Raw genomic sequence first — 15717 nt, forward strand, 5'->3', positions numbered from 1 at the left:
CGCCGCGTGGCGGGAGCGTGTCGCGCGTCAGGCCGGATCGGCGCGCAGCGCCGCGTCCAGCTCCGAGCCGGGGCCGAACGTCCGGCGCACCGCCTGCCGCTTCACTGCGAGCTCGATGCAGCCACGGTGGACGTAGGCGCCCCGCCCCTCCAGCCGGGGCGCGGTGGCGTCGACGACGAGGTCCCCGCGGCGCACCAGACGCACAAGCTCCGACTGGGGTGCGCGGCCGCGGCACGCGATACAGGTGCGCACCGGCACCGCTACTCCTCGCCCCGGAAGTTGGCGTAGGCGTGCTCGGTGGTGAGGTACCACGCGACCGCGGCGTCGGCCTGCTCAGCGATCCACTCGCTGTCCATCTCGGCTGCGAGGTCGTTGAGCTCGTAGGGGTCCTCGACGAGGTTGTAGACCTCGTCGCGACGGTCGCCGAAGTGGTGGATGACCTTGTAGTCGCCCGTGAACGTGGCGGCGCACTTCCCGCGGGCGTAGCAGGTCGCGAACAGCGTGCCCTGCTCCTCGCCGCTCACCAGGGACGGGCGGTACTCGTCGTTGCTGACGAGGTCGAAACCGGCAAGGTCCGCGACGGTCGGGACGACGGCCAGCTGGTTCGCGGCACCGTCGACGGTCTGCGCGTCGCGCGACGGGTCGATGATCAGGTACGGGATGCGCAGGCCCTCGTCGTAGATCGTGTCGTCGTGCTGGTAGATGCGGTGCTCGCCGAAGCCCTCCCCGTGGTCGCCGGTGATGACGAAGATGGTGTCGTCGTAGAGGCCGAGGTCCTTGAACATGTCGAGCACCTTGCCGACGAACTGGTCCTGGTAGTGCACGACGTTGAGGTACTTGTTCAGCAGCGGGTCGTCGACGAAGTCGATGGTGTCCCAGCCGTCGAGGTTGTAGTCGTGGTGGGCGGTGACGGTCAGCATGCCCATCAGGAACGGCTCGTCGCCGTTGGCCTGCAGCCACTCGCGCTGCGGGGCGAGCATGATGTCGTCCTCCCAGCCGAAATAGCCGGCCTTGTGGTAGCCGGCGGTGTCCATCTCGTCGACGGGGGTGAACTCCTCGAAACCGAAGTTGGTGACCGTGCCGCGGCGACGCTCGAAGTTCTCGGTGGCGCTCTGGTAGAAGGTCGTGTGGTAGCCCTGCTCGGCCAGCAGCTCCGGGAGGCAGCGCATCGGCAGCGAGCCCGGATCGGCCTCCGAGTTCTGGTTGTCGAGCGGCGGGGTCTGGCCGCAGTAGACGGAGGTGAGCGCCTTCGAGGTGTGCGGCAGCACCGTGTAGCCGCGCTCCGGCGCGATGGCCACGTCCTCCTTCAGCGCGTCGAGGATCGGGGTGACGGGCTCGCTGGTCTCGGGGAACGTCGACGAGTCGCGCTGGGACTCCAGCGTGATGACGACGACGTTCTTCTGCTCGGCGGATGCGTCGCGGGCGACGAGCCTCGTCGAGTCCGGGTCGGGGGTGGGGCTGTCGCCGAGGGCAGCCGGGTAGGCCTGCGCCTCGCGCACCGGGGAGAGCGCCAGCTGTACCGGAGCGGACAGGGAGAACGCCGCGGACGATGTCGGGGCGGTCCAGGTGCTCGCCACCAGCAGCAGCACGAAGGCCGTGGCGGCCACGACCTTGACGCGACGGGTGGGGCGGCGACGGATGAGCCGGGAGCCGAGCGAGCCGAGCACGGTCGGCAGGACGGTCGTGGCGAGCACGACGAACACGATCAGCGCGACGGCGCTGGCCGTGATCTGCGACCCGAACAGCCCGCCGAGCTGCTCTCCCTCGCTGATCGCGAAGGCCATCTTCGCCAGCGTCAGCGGCGTGCCCGTGCGGATCATGTACTCGTGGTTGATGACCGTCAGGAGGCCGAACGCCAGCGTCGCGACATGCGCGAGGTAGAACAGCGTGGTGCGGAGACGACCCCGGGTGAAGTAGCAGGCGAGCAGCCACAGCAGCACCCAGGCGGCGCCGAACGCGACGTCGGAGGACACCTTCGCGGCGACCTCCAGCGGCCCGGAGTCCGAGTAGAACGCGCCGATCCTCAGCAGCTTCAGCCACACGCCCATCACGGCAATGGGCACGAGCAGCAGGACCAGCCGCCCCCAGACATGTCGGGGCCGGCGCAGTCGGTCGAGGATCTTCTCTGTGGTGCTCATCGTCGGGACATCGTACGGCAATCAGCTGTTTGCGTTCCGTTCACCCTCGTGTCGTGGGCCGGGTGCACCGCCTCCCTCCGCTCGGCGCCCTTCGACCAAGCTCAGGGAACCGGGCGAGGCTCAGCGGCCCCCGCTCAGCGCTGCACGTCGGGCTGGATGTCGATGCGCCAGCCGGTCAGGCGGGCGGCCAGGCGGGCATTCTGGCCCTCGCGGCCGATGGCGAGCGACAGCTGGTAGTCCGGCACGATGGCGCGGCAGGCGCGGGCCGCCTCGTCGACCACGGTGACGGAGAGAACCTTGGCGGGAGACAACGCGGCGGCGACGAACTTCGTCGGGTCCTCCGAGAAGTCGACGATGTCGATCTTCTCCTCACCCAGCTCGTTGGTGACGGCGCGCACCCGCTGGCCCATCGGGCCGATGAAGGCGCCCTTGGCGGAGACGTTCTGGTCGTGCGAGACCACGGCGATCTTGGTGCGGTGGCCGGCCTCGCGGGCGATCTCCTTGATCTCGACGACGCCCTTGTCGATCTCGGGCACCTCCAGCGAGAACAGCTTCCTCACCAGCCCGGGGTGCGTGCGCGACACGATGACCTGCGGGCCGCGAAGCTCGCGGCGCACGCTCACGACGTAGACGCGCAGGCGTCGGCCGTGCGCGTAGTCCTCGCCGGGGACCTGCTCGGCCAGCGGCATGACGGCCTCGAGCTCACCGAGGTCGACGCGGATGGCCCTGGAGTCACGGTCCTGCTGGACAGTGCCCACCAGGATGTCGCCCTCCACGCCTTGGAAGTGGCCGTACTTCTGGTCGTCCTCGGCTTCGCGGATCCGCTGGAAGATGACCTGGCGGGCAGTGGCGGCCGCGATGCGGCCGAAGTCCTCGGGCGTGTCGTCGAAATAGCCGATGACCTCGTCGTCGTCGTTGAACTCGGGCGCGAGCACCGCGACCTTGCCGGACTTGCGGTCCACCTCGACCTTCACGCCACGCAGGGCGTTCGGGGTCTTGGTGTAGGCGTTGAGCAGCGCGTCCTCCAGCGTCTTCAGGAGGTAGTCCATCGGGATCTCGCGGTCCCGCTCGATGGTGCGCAGCGCATCAAGATCGACGTCCATGTTCAGTTGTCCTCTCCGTCGAGGTCGTCGGCCTGGCGGTTCAGCTCCACCTGGACCACGGCCTTCGTGATGTCCGCCAGGGGAACCTGGCGCTCGGTCCCGTCGATGTCGACGGTGACCGCCTCGTCCGCGACTGCGAGGATGCGGCCGGTGACCTGGCCCTCCTCGAGCCAGAGCTTGACGAGCCGCCCGCGGTTGCGGCGGAAGTGCTTGGCCTCGGTCAGCGGCTTGCTGACGCCGCGCGAGCTGACCTCGAGCGTGTAGGGGGCGCTGCCGACGGCGGCCGACTCGTCCAGCGCCTCGGAGATGAGCCGGGAGGCCTGCGCGATGTCGTCGAGCAGGGGGCCGCGGCCCTCGGGGCCGTCACCGTCGATGGTGATGCGCAGTACGGAGCGCTTCCCGATGGGCGTCACCTCAAGCCGGTCGAGCTCCAGTCCGTGGTCCGCCAGAATCGGCTCGATGACGGCGGTGAGCGTGGATTCCTGCATGTTTCGGCTCCGCATCCGGTTGTGAGGTTGGTTGTGCCGGACAAGCATACCCACCCCATCCGCCTAAGAACCGGACACTAAGGTGGGGCCGTGCTGATCTCCCGACGTGCCGCGCTCGCCGCCCTCGCCCTGACCGTGTCGGGATGCGCAGCGAGCCCGGTCGTCGACGGCGAACCCGCGCTCGCGCCGTCGATTCCGGCGCCGACGCAGTCGCCGCAGGACACCGCGACACAGGTCGCCCTGACCGAGCTGTCGGCCCTGCTGCAGACGCTGGTCACCCTGCCGGCCTGGACCGAGCAGGCGTGGGTGCAGAAGGCATCCGCGCAGGTCGACGCGCACCTGGCGCTGCTGAGCCTGCCGGATCCGCTGTCGGCCGAGGAACAGGACCCCTTCACCGTCGAGGCGGCGACGCCCGCGACCCCTGCGGACGCCACCTCGGCGGCCAAGGAACTCAGGACCCGCATCAAAGCCGCCGCCAAGGCCCTCAACTCGTCGGCCGCCGCCGCGTCCGAGGCCGACCTGCGGCTGACCTGGACGTCGGCATCGGCCGCGACCACCGCACTGCTGGACCGGTCCGTGGCGCCGACCGAGGGAGACGCCGCACCGAGGCGGCTGGTCCCGCCGACACGGAACGCGGCCCTCGAGGTCGCCATCAGCCACGCCTGGGCGCTGGTCTACGGGCTCGGCGTCGGCCTCGGCAGGCTCTCGTCATCCGATTCCCTGGCCTCGCTGGGCGCCGCTCGCCTGGCCGCCGCGAAGGGGCTGCGCAACGAACTGCGTGCCGCGTTCACCGACGGCGTGCCCGAGCAGCCCGCGTCCTTCGTGCTGCCCACCGACATGGACGACGCCACGACCATCCGCGCCGGCTGGGCCCGCCTGGAGGGCAACCTCCTGGAGGGATACGCGTCGCTGGTGGCGGCCGACGAAGCGAGGGTGTGGCGCTCCCGACTCACGGGACAGGTCTCCCCGATCCAGGCGCTGGGCTCCTCCGTGCCCACGTGGCCGGGCTGGGTGGCCTGAGACCGCGTCGGCGGATGCCCTCGGCGGTCCCGGACCGACCCCGCTGAGCCCCTAGCGGCCGACCGCGGCCAGCAGCGAGGCCACGGCGTCGTCTACGGCGATCTCCGACTTCTCACCGGTGGCGCGGATGCGGAGTTCCAGCTTCCCCTCCGCCAGCCCGCGGCCCACCACGAGGATGACGGGCATGCCCATGATCTCGGCGTCGGCGAACTTCACGCCGGGGCTCGCCTTGCGGTCGTCGACGAGCACGTCGACCCCGCTGGCCTCCAGCTCGCCGGCGATCTCGAAGGCCTTGTCGAAGACGGCCTGGTCCTTGCCTGTGGCGACGATGTGTACCTGGTAGGGGGCGAGCTCGACGGGCCAGCTCAGGCCCTTGTCGTCGCAGGTCTCCTCCGCGACGGCGGCCACGGCGCGCGACACGCCGACGCCGTAGGAGCCCATGGTGACGGTGACGAGCTTGCCGTTCTGGTCCAGGACCTTCAGGTCCAGCGAATCGGCGTACTTGCGCCCGAGCTGGAAGATGTGACCCATCTCGATGCCGCGGGCCAGGTGCAGCGGGCCCGAGCCGTCGGGGGCCGGGTCACCCTCCCGCACCTCGGCCACGTCGAGGATGCCGTCGGCAATGAAGTCGCGACCCGCGGTGACGCCCGTGAGGTGGTGGTCGACGACGTTGGCGCCGGTGAGCCAGAAGGTTCCTTCGACGACGCGGGGGTCGACGACGTAGCGGATCTTCGTGGCCGACTCCTCGCCGAGGACGCGGGTGCCGTCGAGGCTGACCGGGGAGATGAACCCGACGTGCAGGTCAGGGTACTTCTCGAAGTCGTCGGGGGTGAACACCGCGGCCTCGGAGGGCTCGAGGGCGGCCTCGAGGCGCTTGAGGTCGACCTCGCGGTCGCCCGGCAGGCCCAGCGCGAGCGGGCGGCGGGTGCCGTCGGGGTCGGTCACCATGAACAGGACGTTCTTGAGCGTGTCGGAGCCGACCCAGGGGCGGTCCTCGCGCGGGTGGCTGGAGTTCATGAGGTCCACCACGCCGGCGATGGTGCCCACCTCGGGCGTCCCGACGAGCGCCATGGCCGGGGCGTCGCCGAGGGGCAGCGCCGCGGGGGCCGCGATGCGCACGGCCTCGACGTTGGCCGCGTAGCCGCCGGGCGAGCGGACGAACGTGTCCTCGCCGTTGGCCGCGACGGCCAGGAACTCCTCGGAGCGGGATCCGCCCATGGCACCGGCCATCGCGGCGACGATCACGAAGTCGAGGCCCAGCCGGGTGAAGATCCGGATGTAGGCCTCGCGGTGCCTCTGGTACGAGGCCTCCAGGCCTGCGTCGTCGATGTCGAAGGAGTAGGAGTCCTTCATCACGAACTCGCGTCCGCGCAGCAGGCCTGCGCGCGGGCGGGCCTCGTCGCGGTACTTGGTCTGGATCTGGAACAGGGACAGGGGGAGGTCCTTGTACGACGAGTACAGGTCCTTCACGAGCAGCGTGAACATCTCCTCGTGGGTGGGGCCGAGCAGCATGTCGGCGCCCTTGCGGTCCACGACGCGGAACAGGTTGTCGCCGTACTCGGTCCAGCGGTTGGTCAGCTCGTAGGGCTCACGGGGCAGCAGCGCCGGGAAGTGCACCTCCTGGGCGCCCATGGCCTCCATCTCCTCGCGGACGACGGCCTCGACCTTCTGCAGGACCTTGAGCCCGAGCGGCAGCCACGTGTAGATGCCGGGCGCGGCGCGGCGGATGTAGCCCGCCCTCACCAGCCAGCGGTGGCTGGGCACCTCCGCGTCGGCGGGGTCCTGACGCAGAGTGCGCACGAAAAGAGTCGAGAGCTTGGCAATCACGCGGGCGATCTTACCGCCGGGTGCCCCGGGGGCGCCGACAGGCTCAGTAGTGCACGGTCGCGAAGGCGCTGACCTCGACGAAACCGAGGCGCTCGTAGGCGCGGATCGCCGGGGTGTTGAAGTCGTTGACGTACAGGCTGATCGACGGGTACCGCCGCATGGCGAGCCCGAGCATCCCGGACAACGCCGGGACGCTGAGGCCGGTACCGCGGAGGTCGGGCGCGACCCAGACGCCCTGCAGCTGGGCCTGGGTCCCGTACTGCGGGCCGAGATCGGCCTTGAAGATCACCCGGCCGTTCTCGACGATGCCGTAGGCGTCGCCGCGCTGCAGGCGGTCCATCACGAACCGCTCGTAGCCGGGCCCGAACTTGAAGGGCGACGAGCCGATCTCCTCGGTGTACATGTGCACGGACGCCTCGAGGTAGCTCTCGAAGTCACCGGTTCCGAGCAGCCTGACGCGGGGGTCGGGACTCACGTCGCTGACGTGGTCCAGCAGCATCAGCGGCTGGCGGCGGCGGATGTTGGAGACCGTGCCCCAGCCTCCCGGCCAGCGGCCGGACAGGCCGACGTAGAGGCCGAGGACGCTGATGGCCGGCCCGACGATGGAGCTGCAGCGCCGCACAGGGCCCAGCTCGGTCACGAACGCCGGCAGGGCCTCCGGGTCGAATCCCGCCACACACGCCGTCCCGCCGTCGAGCAGCAGGGAGCTGATCTGGTCGCCGCGCTGCCAGGCGCAGAGAATGCCGAGCCTGCGGCGGTCGATGCCGAACATGTTCAGCTTCGACATGAGGAAGAGGTTCTCGACGGGGCTGGCGGCGAGATACTCCATCGCCTCGTCGCGGTCGGCGGCGCCGAGGGTACGCAGGCGTGCGGTCATGGCGGTCAGCCTAGCCATCCCTGAGACGTGAGACCCACCGATCGGCGACGCCGACACCTGCGTCGCACGGGCCTGCGGTCAGGAGACGCTGACCTCCGGCGCGCCGACCTCGCCCATCTCGGCGGCCAGCCGGCGGGCCTCGACCAGCAGCGTCTCGACGATCTCGGCCTCGGGGACGGTCTTGATGACCTCACCCTTGACGAAGATCTGGCCCTTGCCATTGCCGGAGGCGACCCCGAGGTCCGCCTCCCGAGCCTCGCCCGGACCGTTGACGACGCAGCCCATGACGGCGACCCGCAGCGGGGCCTGCATGCCCTCGAGGCCCTTGGTGACCTGCTCGGCGAGCGTGTAGACGTCGACTTGGGCGCGGCCGCAGGAGGGGCAGGACACGATGTCGAGCTTGCGGGGGCGCAGGTTGAGCGACTCGAGGATCTTGAGCCCGACCTTGACCTCCTCGGCCGGCGGCGCGGACAGGGACACGCGGATCGTGTCGCCGATCCCCTCGCTCAGCAGCGCGCCGAAGGCCACGGACGACTTGATGGTGCCCTGGAACGCCGGCCCGGCCTCGGTGACGCCGAGGTGCAGCGGGTAGTCGCACTTCTCGGCGAGCAGTTCGTAGGCGCGGACCATCACGACGGGGTCGTTGTGCTTGACGGAGATCTTGAAGTCGTAGAAGCCGACGTCCTCGAACAGCGACGCCTCCCACAAGGCGGACTCGACGAGCGCCTCCGGGGTGGGGGCGCCGTACTTGGCGAGCAGCCGCTTGTCGAGCGATCCCGCGTTGACGCCGATGCGGAGGCTGACCCCGGCCTCGGAGGCGGCCTTCGCGATCTCGGCGACCTTGTCGTCGAACTGGCGGATGTTGCCGGGGTTGACGCGGACGGCCGCGCAGCCGGCGTCGATGGCGGCGAAGACGTACTTCGGCTGGAAGTGGATGTCCGCTATGACGGGGATCTTCGACTTCATCGCGATGATCGGCAGCGCCTCGGCGTCATCCTGGCTGGGCACGGCGACCCGGACGATGTCGCAGCCGGTCGCGGTCAGCTCGGCGATCTGCTGCAGCGTCGCATTGATGTCCGTGGTCTTGGTGGTGCACATCGACTGCACGCTGATGGGAGCGTCGCCGCCGACGTAGACCGATCCGACCTTGATCTTGCGGGACGTACGGCGGGGGGTCAGCACGGGCGCGGGCGCGGCGGGCATACCAAGGTTCACGGACATGGGCACAAGATTACGCTGCCGGGGCGGGAGTCCCTAAGTCGTGGGCTGGGACGTCGTCAGAACAGCGAGATGGGGCTGATGATGTCGGCGAGGATGAGCACGACGCCACCGACCAGCAGGAAGCCCGCGACGAGGTAGGTCAGCGGCAGGCCGCGGGCCGTGTCCACGTGGCCGGGATCGGGCCGGCCGAGCAGGCGTGCAGCCCTGCGCTTGATCCACTCGTAGATCGCTCCGGCGATGTGGCCGCCGTCGAGCGGGAGCAGCGGCACGAGGTTCAGCAGCGCGACGAACAGGTTCACCGAGCCGAGCAGCGACATCCAGGTGGCGACCTTGTCGCCGAAGCCCAGCTGGTCGCTGACGCCGATCTCGCCGGCGATCCGGGAGGCGCCGACGATCGACAGCGGCGAGTTCTCGTCGCGGGGCTGGCCGGTGACCAGGTCCGCGGCGACGTTCCAGACGCGCACGGGGAAGCTCGCGAGCGCGACGACGGACTGCTGGGTGAGGGTCCACATCTGCTTCGCGGTGGCGACGGGGCCGCCGTGCACGAGTTCGCTGCCGGGTGAGACGCCGAGGAAGCCGGCCTCGACGTAGCGGCTCGGGTCGAGCGTGTCGGCGACGTGGTTGAGCTCGGTGTTGACGGTCGGCAGTGTGACGCGCTCCCCGTCGCGCTCGACGACGATGCTCGCCGGCCCGTCGCCGTTGGCGCGGATGAGCTCGCTCATCTCGTCCCAGCTGCCGATCGCGGTGCCGTTGAACTCGACGATGGTGTCGCCGACCGCGATGCCCGCCTCGCTGGCCGGCGTGAGGGGATCGGCGTCGGTGCAGGTCCGGTCCTCGCGCTCCGCGGAGATGACGCAGTCGCTGACGGCGGCGACGGTGGTCGTCGCCTGCCAGGTGCCGTGGAACAGGTTGATGCCGAGGAAGATCAGGAAGGCGAGCAGCAGGTTCATCGCCGGGCCGCCCAGCATGATGATGACCTTCTGCCAGGTCTTCTTCTGGTACATCAGCCGGCCGTCGTCGGCCGGCGTGATCTCCTCGTACTCGACGGCGCGGGCGTCGTCGGCGAGCCTGGTCAGCCAGCCGGGCTTCGCGGTGGCCCTGGCCGGCGGGTACATGCCGACGAGCCGGACGTAGCCGCCGAGCGGCACGGCCTTGAAGCCGTACTCGGTCTCGCCACGCCGCCTCGACCACAGGGTCTTTCCGAAGCCGACGAAGTACTGCGTGACCTTCACCCCGAAGAGCTTCGCCGGCACGAGGTGGCCCACCTCGTGCAGCGCTATGGACGCCATGATCAGCGCGAAGAACAGCAGCGCGAAGACGACGGTGAGGACGATGGTCATGCGCGTTCCCCCACGATCTCGGCGGCGCGGGCGCGCCCCCAGGCGTCGGCGGCGAGCACGGCATCGACCGTGAGGTCGTCGTCGGCCACGTGGCCCGAGGCGAGGTGCTCGGCGACGACCTCCGCGTTGATGTCGGTGATGTCCAGGAACCCGATCCGGCCCGCCCAGAAGGCGTCGACGAGCGCCTCGTTTGCGGCGTTGAAGACGGCCGGCGCGGTGCCGGCGGCCTTGCCGGCCGTGCGGGCGAGCTCGACGGCGCCGAAGGTGTCGGCGTCGAGGGGCTCGAAGGTCCACGTGGCCGCCGTGGTCCAGTCGCAGGGGGCGGAGGCGTCGGCCAGCCGCTCCGGCCAGGTCAGGGCGATGCCGATGGGCAACCGCATGTCGGGCGGCGAGGCCTGCGCGATGGTCGCGCCGTCGTGGAACTCGACCATGGAGTGCACGACCGACTGCGGATGCACGGTGACGACGACGTCGTCGAGGTCCACGTCGTACAGCAGAGCCGCCTCGATGAGCTCGAGGCCCTTGTTGACCAGGGTGGCGGAGTTGATGGTGATGACGCGGCCCATGTCCCAGGTGGGGTGCGCCATGGCCTGCTGCGGCGTGACGTCGACGAGCTCGTCGCGGGTGCGGCCGCGGAACGGGCCGCCGGAGGCCGTGAGGATCAGGCGGCGGACCTCGTCGGCGCGGCCCGATCGGAGGGCCTGGGCGAAGGCGGAGTGCTCGGAGTCGACGGCGACGATCTGGCCGGGGCGGGCCGCGCCGGTGACCAGGCGGCCGCCGATCACCAGCGACTCCTTGTTGGCCAGCGCCAGCGTCGTGCCCTTCTCCAGCGTGGCAAGCGTCGGGAGCAGGCCGGCGGTGCCCGTGATGGCGTTGACGACGACGTCGCAGTCGGCCGCGGCCAGCTGGGTCGCGGCGTCGGGGCCGAGCAGCAGCTTCGGCAGCTGGTACTCGCCGGCGTTCCAGCCGCGCCGGTCGGCCTCGGCGTAGAGGGCCCGCTGCAGCGCGTTGGCGGCGGCGGGCTTCGCGAGCGCGACGACCTCCGGCTCGAACTCGATGATCTGGGATGCGAGCAGGTCGACGTTGCCGCCCCCCGCCGCGAGGCCGACGACGCGGAACTGGTCGCGTCGCGACGAGATCACGTCGAGAGTCTGGGTGCCGATGGAGCCGGTGCTGCCGAGCAGGACGATTGTGCGCACCAGGGGATTCTATGTCGGGCGCCTGGGACGGTCCTGTGGCGAGTGCGGGATAGGCGGTCGAGAGCCGAAGTGTGCAAGGATCCTTCGATCATGGCACTCACCTCCGCTCCCCCGCCCGGCACGCCGGTTCCCGAGCTGATCGACCGCTGGGCCGCGACGCACGGCCGTCGGGTGGCCGAGCTCGTGTGGCTCAACGAGGACGGCGGCATCACGGCACGGCTCGTCGCCGAGGACGCCAAGGACCTGTTCGCGAAGTTCTCCCGCGACGACCTGATCGACGAGGCCGAGCGGATGAGCTGGCTCAGCTCCCGGCACCTGTGCCCGCGGGTGTTCGACTTCGTGGACGACGGCGACCAGTGGCTGCTGGTGACGGGCGCGCTGCGCGGCGAGTCGGCCGTGTCGGCCAGGTGGCGGGCCGAGCCCGACCGGGCGGCGGCCGCCGTCGGCGAGGGCCTGGCGATGCTGCACACCCTGGACCCCGACGACTCGCTGTTCGGCCCCGTCGGCTGGGTCGGCGACGTCTCGGACATCGACCACCTCGTCATCGCGCACGGCGACGCCTGCGCCCCCAACACCATGATCGGCGCCGACGGCCGGTTCGTGGGGCACGTCGACCTCGGCGACCTCGGCGTCGCGGACCGCTGGGCCGACCTGGCGATCGCCTCCTGGTCTCTGGACTGGAACTACGGGCCGGGCCACCAGGCGCCGTTCTGGGAGTCCTACGGCATCGCGCCGGACGCCGACCGCATCGCGTTCTACCGCAAGAAGTGGGGATCCGCCCCCGTCGGCCTCTGACAAGCAATTTCCTTAACCGACCCCGCGCATGTGACCGTTCCTGGCAGGATGCATCCTGGGGGACGTAGCGATGACCGGCAGGTCAGGAAGGGTGACCGGGTAGATGCCCAACAGGCACGGCTCTGCAGTGCGGCTCCGCGACAACTCCGACCAGTACGAGGTCATCAGCGACGACCAGTCCTGGCTGCTGCTGCGCCTGACCGGAGGCTCCACGACCCGCTGGGCGCGGGCGACCGAGCTGGCCGCCATGTCCCGCCCCTTCCCGTCGACTGACGTCGACGAGAACCGCTACCTCTCCGACCTGGAGGCCCTCCCGGAGCGCGCCTCCGGCTCCCCCATCCGCGTGGGAGACCACGTCGCCTACGACGGTCGGCTGCGCCCCGGAACCGCACGCGAGGGCGTCGTCGAGAGCTTCGTGACCCTCGACGGGGTGGTCCGGGTGCGCCTCGTCGGCTCCACGTTCCCGCTCGACCTCTCGGGCATCCGCCTCGTCCGCCGAGGTGGGCACGTCGCGTCGTCGGGCCTCACGCCCCGCCGCTGCACGGTGCTCGGCTACGCCACCGCGCCGGAGCGTCGGCATGGGTGCCGTGCGCCGCAGCGCCAGCGCGTGACCCGCTGACAACCACGCATCGCGCGTCGCCAGATGGTTGGATGAGCACATGACGCATGTGAGCATCGGCACCCCCCTCACCCCGGACGCGACGCGCGTCCTGCTGCTCGGCGCAGGCGAGCTGGGCAAGGAGGTCGCCATCGAGTTGCAGCGCCTGGGGGCCGAGGTCATCGCCGTGGACCGCTACGCCGCTGCGCCCGCCATGCAGGTGGCCCACCGCAGCCACGTCATCGACATGCTCGACCCGATCGCGCTGCGCACCGTCGTGATGATGGAGCGCCCGGACGTGATCGTGCCCGAGGTCGAGGCCATCGCCACGTCCGTGCTCGCGGGGCTGGAGGCCGACGGCATCCGCGTGGTACCCACCGCCAGGGCGACGCAGCTGACGATGGACCGCGAGGGCATCCGCCGCCTCGCCGCCGAGGAGCTGGGGCTCCCGACCTCCCCCTACCGCTTCGTCGACAGCGAACGCGAGCTGGTCGCTGCAACGCGCACCGTCGGCTTCCCGTGCGTCCTGAAACCCGTGATGAGCTCGTCCGGCAAGGGCCAGTCGGTGCTGCGCTCGGCCGACGACCTCGCCGCGGCCTGGGCCTACGCGCAGGAGGGCGGGCGCGCCGGCGCCGGACGCTGCATCGTCGAGGGCTTCGTGCGGTTCGACTCCGAGATCACGCTGCTGACGGTCCGCCACGCGGGCGGCACGTCGTTCCTCGACCCCGTCGGGCACGTGCAGGTAGACGGCGACTACCGCGAGTCCTGGCAGCCTGCCGCGCTGTCCCCCGTCGCGCTGGAGCGGGCTCAGGAGGTCGCGGGGCGCGTGACCGAGGCGCTGGGCGGCTGGGGCGTGTTCGGCGTCGAGCTGTTCATCGTCGGCGACGACGTGCTGTTCTCCGAGGTCAGCCCCCGGCCCCACGACACGGGCATGGTCACGATGGTGTCGCAGGACCTGTCGCAGTTCGCGCTGCACGCCCGCGCGATCCTCGGCCTGCCCGCCGGCGGTGCGGTGCGGATCGGCGGCCCGGAGGCCCCGGCGGCCGCGTCGTGCGCCGTGCTGGCGGAGGGCACGGGGGTGCCGGTGTTCGGCGGCGTGGACGCCGCGCTGGCCGGCGAGACGACGCAGCTCAGGCTCTTCGGCAAGCCGAAGGTGGAGGGTCGCCGTCGCGTCGCCGTGACGCTGGCGCGCGGCGCGGACGTCGACGAGGCCCGCGCCCGCGCCCGAGAGGCCGCTGCCCATCTGACCATCGACCTACCCTCCGCCTGATGCTGCGACGACTCTGGCCCCGGACCGCCCGGTGGCGGTCCGGGGCCAGAGTCGGAGTGCCGTGGGATCAGCTCTCGAGCCAGATGGTGAAGGCGCCGAACGGCTGGCCTGTCGCCTGGTCGATGGTGATGTCGTGCACCTTCCTGCTCGACGCGAGGTTGTCCTGCGTCTGGTACAGCGGCAGCACCCAGAAGTTGCCGGTTACCAGGTGCTGGAGCTCGGTGTAGTTCTCCTGACGGGTCGTGAGGTCCGTGGTGAAACGTCCGTTGTCGATCAGCGAGTCGAGAGTGGCGTCCTGGAACTTGCCCCTCGCGATGAAGCCGCGGCTCGGGTCGGAGTGGTAGAGCAGATCGAGGCCGCTTGCCGGGTCGGCGCCTCCGTAGGAGTTGTCGAACACCTCGTAGTCGTTGGCCTCGGTGCGAGCCGTCTCGGTGCCGGTGTCCTCGATCTGGAACTGGTAGTCAATTCCGACGTTCTGCTTCAGCGCCGCGCCGATGGCGATGTTGAGTTGGTCGCGGCTCTCCCGGACGTACGGCGCTCCCGATACCGCACGGATGGTGAGAGCCGTACCGTCCTTCACCCGCACCCCGTCGCTGTTGCGCTCGGTCCAGCCTGCGGCATCGAGCAGCCGGTTCGCCTCCTCGATGTCGGTGGCATAGTCGTCGAGCGATGACGGGTCTGCGAAGGGGCCGCGGGCGCTGATCGGCGCCGTGGCCCGGTCGAACGCGCCGTTGTAGATGGCCGAGAGGATCGCGTCGAGATCGAATCCCTTGACGAAGGCCTCGCGGACCGCAGCGTCATTCAGTGGCGCCTTGGACACGTTGAAGTACAGGGTGTAGGGCAGCCCGGAGACGTAGTTGCGTTGGTAGTCGAACTGGTCGGTGTCCTCGAACACCGCGACGTCGACCGGCTGGATATCGGACGAGATCTGCACCTGGTCCTGCTGCAACGCACCGGTGCGCGTCGCGCCCTCTGTGAAGGTCCGGTAGACCACCTCGTCCAGGTGAGCCGCCTTCTGCCCCCCGGCGATCGACTCAGGTGCCCACTCGTAGTCCGCCCGCTTAGCGAACGACAGCTCCGTGTTGGGCGTGAACTCGTCGATGGTGAACGGGCCGATGCCGGAGAGTTCAGGGCCACCGGACTCGAGGACACTCTGGTCGAGCGTGAGCGTGTCCGGCGACAGCGGGGTGGATGCAGTCGCCGACAGGTAGAGGAGGAAGAGTGAGTCGGCCTTCTCGAGCGTGAAGGTGACCTCGTCCTCCGCGGTCTTCTCGTAGCTCTTGAGGAAGCGAAGCCCGCCGGGGATCGACGTGAGGTAGCCCTCGGAGGTGATCTTGTCGAAGTTTGCGACGACTGCATCTGCATCGAGCTTCGCGCCGTCACTGAAGGTGACGCCATCACGCAGGGTCAGGGTGACGGTGGTGCCGTCCCCGGAGACGTCGTACGCCTTCGCGAGCCAGGGCTCGTACTCGCCGGACTCGGTGCGGTACAGATAGGAGTCGAAGGCGTTGCGGAGGATGGGCGTGGCCTTGTCCTGGCCGTTGCGCTGGGGGTTGACCGTCTGCAGCTTCGTTTCGATCGCCCAGTAGAGCGTGCCTCCCTCAGAGAGGGAAGCGGATGAAGCCGCCGGAGCAGGTTGACTGGTCTGGCCGGTACCGCAGGCGGCCAGCGGAAGCGCGAGCGCGGCACCGATGGCCACGATCACGGTCCTGTGCAGTCTGCTGAGGGGGCGAGAGGTGTTGGGCATGGTTGTTCCTTGTGGATTGGTGGTCTGTTCCGGGGGTGCGGGGTGAGGCCGCCCTGCGGGGCGGCGGGGTACACAGCCACCTGATGCGTCGGGT

At 70.2% G+C, this 15717-nt stretch carries 14 protein-coding genes; 4 read left to right on the forward strand and 10 right to left on the reverse strand.

Features of this window, described 5'->3' with window-relative positions:
- Positions 1 to 27: 27 nt before the first annotated feature.
- From KDB89_RS08920 to rimP, 4 genes are all read right to left on the reverse strand, one after another.
- On the reverse strand, positions 28 to 252 hold the full coding sequence (locus KDB89_RS08920) for a YlxR family protein (protein ID WP_219080292.1): 225 nt from the start codon (positions 250 to 252) through the stop codon (positions 28 to 30).
- Between the two features lie 8 nt (positions 253 to 260).
- Complete coding sequence (locus KDB89_RS08925) at positions 261 to 2138, reverse strand: sulfatase-like hydrolase/transferase (protein ID WP_219080294.1); 1878 nt, start codon at positions 2136 to 2138, stop codon at positions 261 to 263.
- A 134-nt stretch (positions 2139 to 2272) separates the two neighbouring features.
- Positions 2273 to 3241 carry a transcription termination factor NusA gene (gene nusA / locus KDB89_RS08930; RefSeq protein WP_219080296.1) on the reverse strand — a complete coding sequence of 323 codons (969 nt, stop codon included), beginning with the start codon at positions 3239 to 3241 and terminating at the stop codon, positions 2273 to 2275.
- Between the two features lie 2 nt (positions 3242 to 3243).
- Complete coding sequence (gene rimP, locus KDB89_RS08935) at positions 3244 to 3729, reverse strand: ribosome maturation factor RimP (protein WP_219080298.1); 486 nt, start codon at positions 3727 to 3729, stop codon at positions 3244 to 3246.
- Positions 3730 to 3819: 90 nt separating this feature from the next.
- On the opposite strand from rimP, the gene KDB89_RS08940 reads away from it, so the two are divergent.
- Entirely contained in the window at positions 3820 to 4749 is a 930-nt protein-coding gene (locus KDB89_RS08940) for a hypothetical protein (RefSeq protein ID WP_219080300.1), read from the forward strand.
- 51 nt (positions 4750 to 4800) lie between these two features.
- Here KDB89_RS08940 and KDB89_RS08945 read toward each other — a convergent pair whose 3' ends face one another.
- The 5 genes from KDB89_RS08945 to dxr all read right to left on the reverse strand — a co-directional run bounded on the left by KDB89_RS08945 (position 4801) and on the right by dxr (position 11213).
- Entirely contained in the window at positions 4801 to 6576 is a 1776-nt protein-coding gene (locus KDB89_RS08945; RefSeq protein ID WP_219080302.1) for a proline--tRNA ligase, read from the reverse strand.
- 43 nt (positions 6577 to 6619) lie between these two features.
- Positions 6620 to 7453, reverse strand: coding sequence for a GNAT family N-acetyltransferase (locus KDB89_RS08950; RefSeq protein WP_219080304.1), 834 nt, complete (start codon positions 7451 to 7453; stop codon positions 6620 to 6622).
- A 78-nt stretch (positions 7454 to 7531) separates the two neighbouring features.
- Positions 7532 to 8674, reverse strand: a complete 1143-nt coding sequence (ispG, locus tag KDB89_RS08955) for a flavodoxin-dependent (E)-4-hydroxy-3-methylbut-2-enyl-diphosphate synthase (protein ID WP_219080306.1) — start codon at positions 8672 to 8674, stop codon at positions 7532 to 7534.
- 56 nt (positions 8675 to 8730) lie between these two features.
- Positions 8731 to 10014, reverse strand: coding sequence for a M50 family metallopeptidase (locus KDB89_RS08960; RefSeq protein ID WP_219080308.1), 1284 nt, complete (start codon positions 10012 to 10014; stop codon positions 8731 to 8733).
- Positions 10011 to 11213 (reverse strand): 1-deoxy-D-xylulose-5-phosphate reductoisomerase, encoded by a 1203-nt coding sequence (gene dxr, locus KDB89_RS08965; protein ID WP_219080310.1) that lies wholly within the window; start codon positions 11211 to 11213, stop codon positions 10011 to 10013. Before dxr ends, KDB89_RS08960 begins: the two co-directional genes overlap by 4 nt.
- Positions 11214 to 11303: 90 nt before the next feature.
- Here dxr and KDB89_RS08970 point away from each other — a divergent pair, with 90 nt between their 5' ends.
- The 3 genes from KDB89_RS08970 to purT all read left to right on the forward strand — a co-directional run bounded on the left by KDB89_RS08970 (position 11304) and on the right by purT (position 13876).
- On the forward strand, positions 11304 to 12008 hold the full coding sequence (locus KDB89_RS08970; protein ID WP_219080312.1) for a phosphotransferase: 705 nt from the start codon (positions 11304 to 11306) through the stop codon (positions 12006 to 12008).
- Between the two features lie 103 nt (positions 12009 to 12111).
- Positions 12112 to 12627, forward strand: a complete 516-nt coding sequence (locus tag KDB89_RS08975) for a hypothetical protein (protein ID WP_219080314.1) — start codon at positions 12112 to 12114, stop codon at positions 12625 to 12627.
- Positions 12628 to 12667: 40 nt separating this feature from the next.
- On the forward strand, positions 12668 to 13876 hold the full coding sequence (gene purT / locus KDB89_RS08980) for a formate-dependent phosphoribosylglycinamide formyltransferase (RefSeq protein ID WP_219080316.1): 1209 nt from the start codon (positions 12668 to 12670) through the stop codon (positions 13874 to 13876).
- A 67-nt stretch (positions 13877 to 13943) separates the two neighbouring features.
- On the opposite strand, the gene KDB89_RS08985 is transcribed toward purT, so the two are convergent.
- Positions 13944 to 15623, reverse strand: a complete 1680-nt coding sequence (locus KDB89_RS08985; protein WP_219080318.1) for an ABC transporter substrate-binding protein — start codon at positions 15621 to 15623, stop codon at positions 13944 to 13946.
- Between the last annotated feature and the right edge of the window lie 94 nt (positions 15624 to 15717).

Origin of the sequence: Tessaracoccus palaemonis, assembly GCF_019316905.1 — a bacterium.
GTDB classification, from domain to species: Bacteria; Actinomycetota; Actinomycetes; order Propionibacteriales; family Propionibacteriaceae; genus Arachnia; species Arachnia palaemonis.

Excerpts from the sequence above, each read along its gene's own strand:
- nusA (WP_219080296.1), bottom strand. The coding sequence starts at position 3,241 with ATGGACGTCGATCTTGATGCGCTGCGCACCATCGAGCGGGACCGCGAG.
- rimP (WP_219080298.1), bottom strand. The coding sequence starts at position 3,729 with ATGCAGGAATCCACGCTCACCGCCGTCATCGAGCCGATTCTGGCGGAC.
- purT (WP_219080316.1), top strand. The coding sequence starts at position 12,668 with ATGACGCATGTGAGCATCGGCACCCCCCTCACCCCGGACGCGACGCGC.
- KDB89_RS08950 (WP_219080304.1), bottom strand. The coding sequence starts at position 7,453 with ATGACCGCACGCCTGCGTACCCTCGGCGCCGCCGACCGCGACGAGGCG.
- ispG (WP_219080306.1), bottom strand. The coding sequence starts at position 8,674 with ATGTCCGTGAACCTTGGTATGCCCGCCGCGCCCGCGCCCGTGCTGACC.
- KDB89_RS08985 (WP_219080318.1), bottom strand. The coding sequence starts at position 15,623 with ATGCCCAACACCTCTCGCCCCCTCAGCAGACTGCACAGGACCGTGATC.
- KDB89_RS08925 (WP_219080294.1), bottom strand. The coding sequence starts at position 2,138 with ATGAGCACCACAGAGAAGATCCTCGACCGACTGCGCCGGCCCCGACAT.
- KDB89_RS08970 (WP_219080312.1), top strand. The coding sequence starts at position 11,304 with ATGGCACTCACCTCCGCTCCCCCGCCCGGCACGCCGGTTCCCGAGCTG.
- KDB89_RS08960 (WP_219080308.1), bottom strand. The coding sequence starts at position 10,014 with ATGACCATCGTCCTCACCGTCGTCTTCGCGCTGCTGTTCTTCGCGCTG.
- KDB89_RS08975 (WP_219080314.1), top strand. The coding sequence starts at position 12,112 with ATGCCCAACAGGCACGGCTCTGCAGTGCGGCTCCGCGACAACTCCGAC.